This window comes from Thalassoglobus polymorphus, assembly GCF_007744255.1.
Classification (GTDB): domain Bacteria; phylum Planctomycetota; class Planctomycetia; order Planctomycetales; family Planctomycetaceae; genus Thalassoglobus; species Thalassoglobus polymorphus.
Genome location: NZ_CP036267.1, coordinates 5976460 through 5989156, shown reverse-complemented (window position 1 = coordinate 5989156; position 12697 = coordinate 5976460). Strand labels below are relative to the sequence as shown.

Genomic DNA, 12697 nt, shown 5'->3' with positions numbered 1-12697 from the left:
GGTGAGAAAATCCTTCACCACAAAGGTTTCCGGGAAGGTACAAAGAACCGCTAACAAATCCCTGAAATCGTGTTGATTTACTGAATTTTGCGATGTTATTCAGGTTTTGTTAGAGCTAGAACCAGTCCGAAAACCTCTGGAATAGCTGCTTTTCTCAACATTTGAGAGAGCAGCTTCAAGTTTCAGGATCAGTTCTAATAAATACCAGCAAGCAGGAGATTCGCCCATGCATCGTTTTGTCGTTCAACTTGCCGTGCTCGCTACGGTTTTCATTCTTCCCTGTTCAGCGATTGCTCAAGAAGATTCCCAAGACTTGGTCGTTCAGGCAGCTGGAGATCGCTTTCCCATTCACATCACCTACTTCCCTGCCCTTGAAAGTGCAGTGAGTGGCGGATTGTCGAACGCACCTGTTGTCGTTCTTTTACATGGCGAAAAGGAAAGTCGACTCATCTGGAACAAAGGTTCTTCCCCACGTGGCGTGAACCCGTTTCCTGTGGAACTGCAAAAACGAGGCTATGCAGTCATCACCGTGGATTTAAGAAAGCATGGAGAGAGTATCGTTGAAGGCCAGAAAGACGATGTTCGGCCCGACGATTATGGAAAGATGATTCTGGGCGACATGAAAGGTGTGAAGGATTTCATTCAGGAGGAGCATCAGAAACGAAAACTGAACATGCGAAAGATGGGAATTGTCGCAAGTGGTTTCAGTGCTCCAATTGCCGCTGCGTTTGCAGAATTTGATTGGCGGCAGGTTCCTTATGATGATGCCCCAATCCCAGCTCAGCGAACCCCCCGTGGGCAGGATGTGAGAGTGCTGATCCTGGTCTCTCCTGATGCCGGAGCAGGACGAGCTCGAACATCGAAGTCCGTCGGGTATTTGAAGTCGCCGAAAATGGGAGTTTCGCTTCAGGTTGTTGTTGGGGAAGAGGACAAGACGAGCTATCGAGCTGCTCGTTCGATTTACCAGAACTTCACAACGATTAAAGACAACGATCAACGTGCAGAGTTCGTGACGCCCAAAGTGAAGGATGCCGGAATTGCATTGCTTCGACTTCCTGTTGGAGCTGCGTATCTTCCAATGCTGAAGTTTCTTGACGAACAGCTCAAGAAGCGTGATGATCCTTGGGCTGATCGCCGTAGCCGCCTAGAACGCTAACTGAGTTTGAACGTTTTCAAAACCCAAGATATTGCTTCCAGGTTCGCTTCAGCAAATTTCCAATCGACTGTGGAAATCGTCCTTTTGAATTGCATGTTCGTTCCACGAAAATCGGCTGTTGTGAAGACTCGGTAGAGCAAAAAAGTCAAAGGTCGCCAACAGGCGACCTTCTTTATTTCCAGAAGGTTTTCTTCCATGACTAATTCGGCCAAACCCGCTTCCTCCGGGAAACCAGCCTATCCATATCCCTGTGCTCTGGTGTTCGGAGTTCCAGGTGCGGGAAAAGGGACCCAAGGGGAAATCCTGACGAAGGTCCCGGGGTTCTTTCACCTCTCTAGTGGAGTCATCTTTCGAAAGCTCGATCCACAAAGCGAAGAAGGAAGAATTGTTCGCGAATACAGTGCTCGCGGTGACCTTGCGCCCGATGATGTGACAATCAAGATCTTTTTAAACTGGCTTGAGTCACAACGCGCTGCAGATCGTTTTCGCCCTCGAGAACAGCTGCTGCTTCTGGATGGAATTCCCCGGAATATTCATCAATGTGAAATCCTGGAGAAATACATTGATGTGAAACTGCTGCTGCACTTTGTCTGCTATGACGAAGAGGCAATGATCGCCCGGATTCGCAGGCGTGCAGTTCTTGAAAACCGGACAGATGACGCCAACGAATCTGTCACCCGGAAGCGTTTCGAAGTGTACCACAAGGCGACAGCCCCGGTTCTTGATTACTACAAAGATGTCGTCAAGGAAGTCGATTGTGCGAAAATTCAGGCAGATGTTTTGAGCCAGTCACTCGACTATCTCGTTCCCATCTTGAAAGAGAACTTTCCCAGAGATTGTTAAGAACGGCCAAGAACGCCTCGGGAATCGTTCGGATTCAACTTCAGGCATCTGGGAGACTCGCAGCCTCGAAGCTGGATTTCACAACACCGTTTTCCAGCCGGCGGATACACAGTATATGCAGCACAGTGCGTGCAGCGTTCGCACTGTGTGTTCGTTGGCGTGAATTGGTAAAGTCTATTTCGTAGATGCATAAGGATTCACGTTTATTCCCTTGATCCCTCGACTAACGAAGCGGTCTGATTGGTCGCCTACCTTGGTATCGGCTCTGATGAGTCAATCCTCGGTTTCACGCAGACCGTTGAGCACAGTCTCGTTCAGCATTGTAGCCCGTCGTGATTCTGTTTCCGATATCCACTGATGCTCCGATTTACCATCGTCCGATCGGGACGATCGCTTTGATCGTGGCGAACGTGGCTGTCTTCGCTTTGACAGCCTCCGATCTGCACGAGGCAGTCGATCAGTATGGGCTGCATCATGGAGCGGGATTCACGCCGGTGGAATGGGTGACTTCCAATTTCATTCATGGCGGTTTCATTCATCTGCTAGGCAATATGGTGTTCCTGTGGGGGTTCGGCCTGATCGTTGAGGGAAAGGTCGGCACGCTGAATTTTCTGGGAATCTACCTGGGAATCGGGGTGACGGAATGCCTCCTTGAACAGGCTATTTTCGTTCATTCGCCCGGGATTTCATTCGGGGCCAGTGCGATTATTTTCGGGCTGATGTCGATCTCCTTGATCTGGGCTCCTCAGAATGAACTCTCCGTCTTCTACTGGTTATTCTTTCGATTTGTGGGAGTTTTTGACCTGTCGGTCGTTGCCTTCGCAGCTCTCAAAATGCTGATGTCGGGGTTGATCATCATCATCTTTTTGATGATCGGGTTCCCTCCAGGAGGAGAGTTGCTGCACTTGATGGGGGCTGGAATTGGGGCGGTTGTCGGATTTGTTTACCTGAAGGCTAAACTCGTCGACTGCGAAGGTTGGGACATCCTGACGGTGATCTCTGGGAAAACACCAACGAGCGAAAAGTACCTTTCTCAGTCTTACCAGGAAGCGATGAGAAGGCGGGCGAACGCTTCCAAAGCAAAAAGAAAACGTTCGGTAGATTTGAATAAAAAACTGGATCGCAGTAAGCCATCACCAGCGAGATTCACCCAACTTCTTGATGAAAACAAAGCGAACGCAGCCTTCGCAGAGTTGGAACGAATTCGGCATCACAAACCGGAATGGACACCGACTCAGGAGCAGCTGATATCTCTGGCTCGTGGATTGCGAACCGCCAGCAACATGCGAGACGCTGTGAAAGCCTATCTCGATTTCATCGAACTTAATTCGGAATTCACCCTCGCAAAGCTGGAACTTGCAGAGATCTTTGTGTTTGTGCAGGAACGCCCCAGCGCTGCGCTGCGGCTTCTGGAGCAGTGTGAAGTTGACAGCTTCTCTGACAAACAAAAGAAGCGTCACCAACAGGCGACGCTTCATGCTCAGTCGATGATTAACGATGGCATCATCGAAATCGATTTTCAATCTTAAAGCAGTGCCGACGATTGGTTGAGAGTTAAAAAAACCTCACGACTGGCTGTGACCTGTTCTACCGTAGCTGTCCCGCCGATTCTTCCGTTGACTTCTGCCGCTGACTTCTGTCTCCCGGTGAGTGGCACTCGGTAAGTGCAGTACGGGACAATGGTCCCGTACTACGACACGAGTTTTTTTAATGTGTCTGAGTGACTGTGATGCTCACGCATTTCTCCAGTGAAAATGCTGTTCGCCACGACGCAGTTTTGAAAAAGATGTACGCGAACAGTCTCGTGGAAATCGGTAATTCATTTAATGAAAATCACTCTCTACGGAGACAAGAAACAGGCGAGTGTTTTGGAACCGATTTCAAAACTTACTGTTCCTTTCTCTGGTACAGAGAAAGGTCGCGATTCCATCGGCTTTGAGACTGCTTCTAGTTTGGTAATGCTTTCTTGATGGCCTCCGCTGCCTGTTTCCCTAATGCTGCGGACCCGGATGGCTTGAAGTGAACGTTTGCAGGACGCATGAGTTTGTCCATTTGTGGTTTCACAAAAGCAAACTGGTCGTCAGTGGGGATGTTGTGCTTTGCCATAATCTTGGCTGCGACGGCGTTGTATTTGGCGGAGTCTCCCGGAATGCGTCCTTTGGCTCCTTCGGGGACAGGCGTGGTGCTTCTCCAGATCAACTTCGCTCCCGTTTTTTCTAACCTTTCGACGAGCTTGGTGAGATTCTTTTCGTACTCGGGAAGAGGAACTTGATACTCACCTTCATCGACGCCAACCAACTGCTTCCTGGCGTTGACGTGCTTAAGGTCATGCAGCCCCCAGTTGAAGTGAATGACGTCCCATTTCGAATCGCCCAGCCAGGACTCAATTTTCTGAAGTCCGAGAGTGGTCGGCCCGCCGTTTTGTGGAATGCGATGGACGTTTGCAATCCCTTTGAGTTCCTTCTGCACATCCACAGTGTAGCCAATGGAAATCGAATCTCCGATCAGCAGGACGCGGGGAAGTTTCGGGTCGTCAACAACTTTTGCAAAAGCAGGATTCGGTTTTCGTTTCGGCTTCGCTGCCGGAGTTTGTTTATTGTCTTGGGCGAACCCGGATCCTGTCATGGTTGTCACAATCAATAATCCAGTTGTGAAAAGAGCGGTCCCGTTGAAAAGCGTGGTCATTGAACGCAAGGACATTCCGGTCTCCGAAAAGAGTGATTTGAATTTGTCAGGCGATCGACGTCCCACTCCGTTCTCTGTCGGGGACACCGTCAGGAGAAGAGAACTGTTAAGTTTTCTGTTCAGGTCTTGGTAAATTCTAATGAATTCCAAACCGACTCAACCACTGGAGATCAAAAATATGTTGCTTGAGGAGCGTTCTGCAGGTAGAATTATCCGCCTTTAGAGGATGGTCAGAGTCCTTCACAAGCAGGGACTTTTTTGTCGAGCCGTATTCAGGCTAAGGAGCGTGCATGGTCAGCCAGGCGCGTCACAAATCTGCCTCCACTTCCACCGCGAGAGATGCAGCCAACTCACACAGATTTGGCTCTCCTCCAGCGATGCAGGCTGCGGTCTTGGCACTCAACCGTAACTATATGGCGGTGCATGTCATCTCCGTCCGCCGCGCATTCTGCTTGATCTTCAAAGAACTCGCGGAAGTCATTCATGTTGAGAACGGTCGTTTTCTGACCTATGACTTTGATGGCTGGAGAGAATACTGCGAACTGAAACTCGACCTGGGCGAACGCAAAGATCACGAAGATTGGATTCGCGCAGTCAATTTCGAGATTCAGGTCCCACGTGTCATTCGCCTGAGCACCTACGATCGTTTGCCGAAGAACACAGTTAAGTTCAATCGTCGGAATATCTTCCTGCGAGACGGCCATCGCTGCCAGTATTGTGGCAACCGATACAGTTCACCACGATTGAGTCTGGATCACGTCATGCCAAAGAGTCGTGGCGGTCCGGATACGTGGGAGAACATCGTTTGTGCCTGCCTGGATTGCAACGTCAGCAAGGGAGGGCGAACTCCACAAGAGGCCGGGATGCCGTTGCTTCAAAAACCGTCGAAGCCCAAACGCAGCCCACTTTTGAATCGCCAGTTGATGCAGCCGAAATACGAAAGCTGGAAGCACTTCATTCCACAAGTCTCAGAGTGATGTGCCCGATTTTGATCGCCACTTCGTACTGACTTCACTCTGAACTGACTTCACTCTGTACGACAATGGTGAAACGCGTGATGAAAACGTTGTTCGAGAGCTGACGAGAACAATCGGTCCGATTCATCAAAACGAAATTTCAACAAATAGCAGCTGCGCGCATAAAAACAGACGAGCTTAATAAAACTCGCCTGCTTGGTCTTTCAGAACCAGTCCCAAAACTTGCCGTACCTGTGAAGATCATCATGACTTCAGAGGTCGTTCGCCGTGAGGCAGAACTGAAAGACAAGGATTGGGATTGCTCTCGCTGATTCGCTCTCACAAAATCTGAAAAGTGATTGTTTCCCGATGGGTCACAGTAATTTCAGAAGTGCTGTTTGCGTCTCGCAGACTGTTGGGTCTTAACGAGCACTTGCTGTTTTGTTGTATTGATCGTTCAGGTACTGAAGGATCGGATCGGTCAGATCGTCTTGTGGGCGATGCCAGACAACTTGTCGGTTCATGCCCTGGATGATTTTCTGAGGATCGCCAGCAGCTGCGACGTCTTCACGATTGAATCGCATGATCAATGTGTACTCGTAGTGCTTGGCGTACATTGAAACAGCGTCTTGAACTTCGACATAGATCTTTTTGTAAACTTCAGCTTGCTTACGAACGATATCGCGACGTTCGACTTGTTGGAAAGCCTGAAGTTTGGTTTGAAGTTCGATCAACTGAGCTTCTTTTGCGTTGTAGTCAGGGCTGTTTGCTGTCAGTCCTTGCATCTGTCCTTGAACAGACTTCATTTGTGCAACCATGTCCTGAGCTTTTTGCTCAGCTTGTTCAGCTGCCGCTTGAAGTCCCTGGGTTTCAGCTTTGAACTTTTCGTAGTTCTTGAAAATGTGTGCCATATCAATCAGGCCGACCTGATGTGCGGCCGAAGGCTGATTCTGGGCGGACGCTGTGTTGACTGCAACAAGCAATCCAGCGGCCACAAATGCGGTCATCCACAGGCTAGGTTTCTTCACGGTCACTGCACTCCTTTGCGGTTCCGTTTGGCCGGGGTTGTTGATCAACGACAGGTTGGACCATCAGCCAAATCTTGAATCTAATAGGTTGAGGTGTGATTGGGACGAAGTCCGCCCCGATGGGATTGGAAATCTCGCAGAAGATGTCAGTTGCGTCAACGTGAATTGGGCGAGGGTCATCAATTGGTTTTGAGGCCTTGTAAAATCGGCAAAAACTGCGACAAGTCACACAACGGGATTCTCCAAGACCCCTATTCCCTCTATTTTTGCGGTCAGAGTGTCTCCAGCTTTAAGAAACCTGCCTTTTGCCTTACCAACACCCGCCGGAGTCCCGGTGGAAATGATGTCACCTGGCTCAAGAGTGACGAAATTTGAGATAAAAGAAACGACAGCCGCGACCGGAAAGACCATCTCTGCCGTCGAGGAATCCTGCTCGATCTGCCCGTTCACATGAAGTTGCATCTGAAAGTTTTGTGGGTCTTCAAAATCAGAAGCGGGGAGAATGCACGGACCCATCGGACAGAAGGTGTCGTGCCATTTTCCGTGTAACCAGTCGAAAAAAGGATCGCGAGATCGCTCGGCCCTTTGGGGATTAGGACGAAACGCCCGGTCCGAGATATCATTCACGACTGTATATCCCGCCACAAAGTTAAGAGCCTTCTCCTCGGTCACGCCTGAACATCTCGTGCCGATGACCACTCCCAGCTCGAGTTCCCAGTCAATTTGATCTGGCGAGCAGGCGGGGATGCGAACAGGGTCGCCGGGGTTTGTGAGAGTCGTCGAGGGTGGCTTCATGAACACGTACGGGAATGTCTTCTCACGCTCTTCAGCCCGGCCACCACTCTCTTCAACATGCTTGGCATAGTTCCCCGCGAGCAGCAGCAGTTTCGAAGGATTCGGAATCGGGACAAGTAATTGAACATCTTCAAGCTTGAAGCCGTCTCGCTGAATGAGATCCTCACTGACTCGAGACTCCATCGAAATCACCAGGTCGTAATACTTTCCACCGGGAAGAAGATCGACCAGTGACTCTGCAGTCAGAATGTCTCTTTCAGATTTCTGTACAAAATTGGAAAGCGGTCCAATAGCATCTTCGGTATAGAAACCAAAATGTGCTTCGCTGTTCTGCTCAAATCGACAAAGTCTCATGATTGAAATCCTTAATTCATAAGTTGATTGAAGTCGCAGGTCGTGGAAGTTTGTCGCTCGACAGCGTCATCTTCCCAAGTCGTTTTGCTTATAGAGCAGTTTGCTCTACCGTGTGCCCGTGAAGAACGCATTTCTCTGATAAAAATGCTGTTCGCCACGAGGCAGATCCTGCAAACCAATTCGAAAGATGCTCTAAAATCATGAAGAGTTCCAACGAGAACGGAAAACATTGAAATTGTTTAAGAGCTTTGCTTTGGTTCGAGGAATTTTTCAACTTGAGCGAGGAGTGGATCGATCGTTTTCCATTGAATCTCGTGTGGAGGAGACCATTCGAACCATTCGAATCCTTCGTGTTCAGTGACCTCGATCTTTGGTTTCGAATCAACACGTGCGAGGAAGATGACAAGTTCCTTAAGTTTTTTCTTATTCCGAGTCCGTTTATTTTTGACAAAGTATCGATCCATGTATCGGAACTCCGGATCGATCTGAATGTCGTTTTTGGAGAGACCTGTTTCCTCTTCCATTTCCCGGAGTGCGCACTCGATCTCGGTTTCACTTCCATCGAGATGCCCTTTGGGAAGATCCCAGCGATCGACGTGCCTCATCAGGAGGAACGATTGGACGGGGTCTCCCTGCAGAAGGAGAATACCACAGGCTTTCAGTTCAGGAATTGGCTCAGTCATAGACGAATCTGGAGTTTGAATTCAGGAAAAGTGGCTTCCGCAGTTCTGGAAGTTCACTTCATTGTTGATGTTCCATGGTTATTGTTTCATGCCCTTTTCAGCCGACTGGATGCCACGTTCGGCGAGAGATCTCCCGTCATTCTAAGGCGAAGCTTCCCTCGACTTTGTACATTGAACTTCTTGGAAACTATAGTGTCTCGCTCCAAGCATGTCCGCAGTGGGCAGTTTCTCTCTCCTTTGACTTCTCCAAACTCCTATGCTCGTTGAACTTCGCAGCGACACGTTTACGAAACCAACTCTCGCAATGCGGGAAGCGATGATGTCCGCTGAAGTCGGCGACGACATGGTTGGTGAAGACCCCACTGTCAACCGGCTCGAAGCCCATGTTGCAGAGATGTTCGGTAAGGAAGCTGCCGTTTACGCCTGCTCTGCGACACAAGCGAACCAAATGGCGATCTGGGCCAATTGTGAACGCGGTGACGAATTACTGATCGAGACGACTGGGCATATCGGCATCTACGAAAGTGGTGCCCCAGCCGTAATAAGTGGAGTCACAACTCGATGCATTCCGGGAGAATGTGGCCGTCTTGATGTGGAGCATCTTCAAGGACAAATCCGCAGAGGCGACGATCACTACGCGACGACAACTCTACTTTGCCTTGAGAATTCCACAAACATCGCAGGAGGGCGAACCTATTCTCTGACGCAGCTGCAGCGGGTTTGCAACTGGGCACACACCAACGATTTGCGAACTCATCTCGACGGAGCAAGAATTTTCAACGCCTGCGCGGTGCGAGGCTACTCTGTTGCAGATATTGCGAAACAGTTCGACACCGTTTCCGTCTGCTTCTCTAAAGGCCTCGGCTGTCCAATGGGAGCAATCTTAGTTGGAGATCAGAAAACGATCGCTCGCGCACGACGTGCAAGAAAACTGATGGGAGGAGCGTTGCGACAAGCTGGAATCCTCGCAGCATCGGGACTCTACGCACTCGACAATCATGTTGACCGATTGGCTGAGGATCATCAAAACGCAAAACGCCTGGCAGCGGGTCTCGCTGAGATTCCCAATGTGAACATCGATCTCGACGCAGTTGAAACGAACCTCGTCTACTTTGAAGTGAATCCTGAATGGGGAACCGCTGCGGATCTGGAAAAACGAGCTGCTGAAAATGGAGTCAAACTCTTCTCAGTAGGAGGCTCACAGCGACTCCGCGCTTGCACACATCTCGACATCAACGAAGACCATGTCGATCGCGCAATCCAGGTCTTTCGAGAATGTTTAGAATCAGTCAGGTAACCTGAAGCTGGTTCCTGAATCACTCAGGGAATGACACGTTGCAATGCACCCTGCATTGGTGCCAGACTCACCTGTTCAGAATGAGTCCGCAGTCACACGCTGACATCGATGCCGATGACCTGAAAAAGAATGAAGAGCGCCAGCAGTGCGACAAAGAAAGCAGATGCTCCCAATACAAAACTACCCACGGAAATCCCTGAGATGAGCGAAATCAAAACCGCTCCGCCAACCAGGCTGAAGAGAGAAAACCGGGCAATCGACTGATCGCGTTGAGAGTTGTCTTCAATGACAGACTGCAACTCTGGAAAGCTCAGCGCGCTCTCGCCGCCAACTGTTGCCTGCTGATCGTGACCACACTCCGAACATTTTTTTGCTGAGGTCGGAATCGGAGCAGCACAATGTTGACATGCACGCATGATTCATCCTGATTGAATTCGCACCCGGGGAACTCTGCCATCTTTCTCAAATGGACTACTCAATCAATTTCTCCGCAGTCATGAAGATAACTTTTATGACTTCATAGATTGCTCGTCGCAGGGCAGGGCGTGAAGTCTACCGTGGAGTTTGATCCAGGAATTGTATCGTCTTGCAAACTCCTCGCACAACCGGATAAATCTATCACGCCCCAAGAGAAACCCTCACAAACAGAATGTGCATGCTCTCGATATAAGTCCTCAAAATGCACCAGTTGATTACAATGTTTACACGCATCGTTTGCACACATCTCCGGTGCTACCATCGCCTTACGACTGAGGCACGACCGGACAATCGAGCAATTCCTACCGAGGGAAAGAGGGCTCCAAGTTCAGCTTGGACCACTATCATGCGAATGCAACCACAAGCGGACAAACTCACCAGACGCTGCGATGCTCTTTTCAGCCCTTCCTTTCGAGCCTACACTTAAGAAGGTCGACTTCTTCTCATGAAGCGACACACCATGCCGATTCTCGTTGTTTCAGGATCTGCATCCCACCGCGTCCTCACTACGACGGATGACACGCCATGCACCCCGCTGAAAAGCATTTTCAACAGCTGACTCGACGTCATTTCTTTGGACAAACTGGTCTCGGACTGGGAACGGCAGCTCTGGCTTCGCTAATGCCCAACACATCAGTGGAAGCGTCCGGCAATCCAGGACTTCCAGAAATTCCGCACTTTGCCCCGAAGGCAAAGCGAGCGATCTACCTCTTCGCGGCGGGGGCTCCCAGTCAAATCGACATGTTCGACTACAAACCGAAGCTGAATGAACTCTTCGACACTGACTTACCGGAATCGGTTCGTAATGGCCAACGCCTGACAACGATGACCTCTGGCCAAACGCGATTTCCGATTGCTCCGTCGAAATACAAGTTTCAACAGTACGGTGAAAACGGAACCTGGCTCAGCGAACTCATTCCGCACACAGCGAAGATGGTCGACGACATAGCGATTGTGAGATCTGTTCACACAGAAGCGATCAATCATGACCCGGCAATCACATACATTTGCACCGGGAATCAATTACCGGGACGAGCCAGTCTGGGAGCCTGGCTCAGTTACGGGCTCGGTTCTATTAACGAAGACCTCCCATCATTTGTGGTGATGACACCTTCCTGGTCGGGACGTCAACAGGCTCAGGCACTTTACAATCGACTCTGGGGATCAGGGTTCCTGCCAAGTCGATATCAAGGTGTCGCACTTCGCTCTGGAGGAGATCCCGTTCTGTTCCTCTCAAACCCTCCGGGAGTGAGCATGGAGTTGCGCCGACGGATGCTGGATCGACTTGAGCAGTTCAATGAACGGACATTTGAACAGATCGGTGATCCTGAAACTCGCACGCGCATCGAACAGGCTGAGATGGCTTTCCGCATGCAATCTTCAGTTCCCGAACTCATCGATACATCTGGCGAAACGAAAGCGACGCTCGAAAGGTATGGAGATGCCGTCTCGAAGCCAGGTTCGTTTGCAGCCAGCTGTTTACTCGCTCGAAGAATGGCTGAGCGAAATGTTCGGTTTGTACAAATCTTCCATCGTGGTTGGGATCAACATGGCAACATCAGTGGGGACTTACCGAAACAATGCGGTGATGTTGACCAACCTGCCTGGGCACTGATTCAAGACCTCAAAGAGCGAGGCATGCTCGATGATACGCTCGTCGTCTTCGGCGGCGAATTCGGACGTACAGTTTACTCCCAAGGTAAGCTGACTCGCGAGAATTACGGACGCGACCATCATCCCCGCTGCTTCTCTGTCTGGATGGCTGGCGGTGGAATTAAAGGTGGCGTTGTACATGGTGAAACCGACGACTTCAGCTACAACATCACCAAAGACCCTGTCCATATTCACGACTTGAACGCCACAATCCTGCACACTCTCGGGATCGATCATCGCCGTCTCAGCTACAGGCACCAAGGCCTCAACGTCCGCCTCACCGGAGTCGAAGAACAACACCCGGTCAAAGAAATTCTGGCGTAAACAACTTCGAACAAGCAGTTCGTTCGATTAAGGCTTTGTTGAGATTTCGAATTCAACAAAATTCGCTGCTGGTGCTGAATTGCTTGGACAGGATGAGCAACTGCCGCAGGATGATGACGTCCTGACACCTCTCAGGAATGCAATCGTCATCCTTGCAATGTGGATCAATGCCACAGCAACGACGAGTAATGCACAGATTGTCTGCCAGTCGATCATGAAATCGCACCTCAGAGTTTGAGAGAACTACTCCTATTTTCCCATGCCAGATGGTCGAAGGCAACCTCGAATATCAGGTTTGCCCTGTACAAACGAGTTACTTCTCATTGCTGGGTGTTAAAATGTCCCCCCTCTCTCTCTGAGAGACTCGTTCTTCATCGCTGAGAAACGACTTGCTTTTTTCTCATTTCAGGTTCGGCTAGACTCCATCTCTTCACAGATCCGTATCT

11 protein-coding genes are annotated in these 12697 nt (G+C 50.0%); 6 read left to right on the top strand and 5 right to left on the bottom strand.

Annotated features, from left to right (window positions below; genetic code table 11):
• Positions 1 to 226: 226 nt before the first annotated feature.
• The 3 genes from Mal48_RS21710 to Mal48_RS21700 all read left to right on the top strand — a co-directional run bounded on the left by Mal48_RS21710 (position 227) and on the right by Mal48_RS21700 (position 3528).
• On the top strand, positions 227 to 1156 hold the full coding sequence (locus Mal48_RS21710) for an alpha/beta hydrolase family protein (RefSeq protein WP_145204834.1): 930 nt from the start codon (positions 227 to 229) through the stop codon (positions 1154 to 1156).
• A gap of 195 nt (positions 1157 to 1351) precedes the next feature.
• The gene (locus Mal48_RS21705; protein WP_145204831.1) at positions 1352 to 1999 is read left to right on the top strand and encodes an adenylate kinase family protein; all 648 of its coding nucleotides are present in this window, start codon (positions 1352 to 1354) and stop codon (positions 1997 to 1999) included.
• 332 nt (positions 2000 to 2331) lie between these two features.
• On the top strand, positions 2332 to 3528 hold the full coding sequence (locus Mal48_RS21700) for a rhomboid family intramembrane serine protease (protein WP_145204828.1): 1197 nt from the start codon (positions 2332 to 2334) through the stop codon (positions 3526 to 3528).
• Between the two features lie 418 nt (positions 3529 to 3946).
• On the opposite strand, the gene Mal48_RS21695 is transcribed toward Mal48_RS21700, so the two are convergent.
• A complete protein-coding gene (locus tag Mal48_RS21695; RefSeq protein WP_231739779.1) occupies positions 3947 to 4699 on the bottom strand; it encodes an SGNH/GDSL hydrolase family protein in 753 nt (250 codons plus the stop codon).
• Positions 4700 to 5061: 362 nt separating this feature from the next.
• On the opposite strand from Mal48_RS21695, the gene Mal48_RS21690 reads away from it, so the two are divergent.
• Positions 5062 to 5661 carry an HNH endonuclease gene (locus tag Mal48_RS21690; protein ID WP_391601816.1) on the top strand — a complete coding sequence of 200 codons (600 nt, stop codon included), beginning with the start codon at positions 5062 to 5064 and terminating at the stop codon, positions 5659 to 5661.
• A gap of 401 nt (positions 5662 to 6062) precedes the next feature.
• Here Mal48_RS21690 and Mal48_RS21685 read toward each other — a convergent pair whose 3' ends face one another.
• The 3 genes from Mal48_RS21685 to Mal48_RS21675 form a co-directional block, all read right to left on the bottom strand.
• The gene (locus Mal48_RS21685) at positions 6063 to 6668 is read right to left on the bottom strand and encodes an OmpH family outer membrane protein (RefSeq protein WP_145204821.1); all 606 of its coding nucleotides are present in this window, start codon (positions 6666 to 6668) and stop codon (positions 6063 to 6065) included.
• A gap of 225 nt (positions 6669 to 6893) precedes the next feature.
• Positions 6894 to 7817: a fumarylacetoacetate hydrolase family protein gene (locus Mal48_RS21680; RefSeq protein WP_145204818.1), complete on the bottom strand. Its 924-nt coding sequence runs from the start codon at positions 7815 to 7817 to the stop codon at positions 6894 to 6896.
• A 239-nt stretch (positions 7818 to 8056) separates the two neighbouring features.
• Positions 8057 to 8500 carry a bis(5'-nucleosyl)-tetraphosphatase gene (locus Mal48_RS21675; RefSeq protein WP_231739777.1) on the bottom strand — a complete coding sequence of 148 codons (444 nt, stop codon included), beginning with the start codon at positions 8498 to 8500 and terminating at the stop codon, positions 8057 to 8059.
• 256 nt (positions 8501 to 8756) lie between these two features.
• On the opposite strand from Mal48_RS21675, the gene Mal48_RS21670 reads away from it, so the two are divergent.
• The gene (locus Mal48_RS21670; protein WP_145204815.1) at positions 8757 to 9797 is read left to right on the top strand and encodes a threonine aldolase family protein; all 1041 of its coding nucleotides are present in this window, start codon (positions 8757 to 8759) and stop codon (positions 9795 to 9797) included.
• A 92-nt stretch (positions 9798 to 9889) separates the two neighbouring features.
• On the opposite strand, the gene Mal48_RS21665 is transcribed toward Mal48_RS21670, so the two are convergent.
• Positions 9890 to 10213, bottom strand: coding sequence for a hypothetical protein (locus Mal48_RS21665; RefSeq protein WP_145204812.1), 324 nt, complete (start codon positions 10211 to 10213; stop codon positions 9890 to 9892).
• A 586-nt stretch (positions 10214 to 10799) separates the two neighbouring features.
• On the opposite strand from Mal48_RS21665, the gene Mal48_RS21660 reads away from it, so the two are divergent.
• A complete protein-coding gene (locus Mal48_RS21660; protein ID WP_145204809.1) occupies positions 10800 to 12251 on the top strand; it encodes a DUF1501 domain-containing protein in 1452 nt (483 codons plus the stop codon).
• Positions 12252 to 12697: the final 446 nt, after the last annotated feature.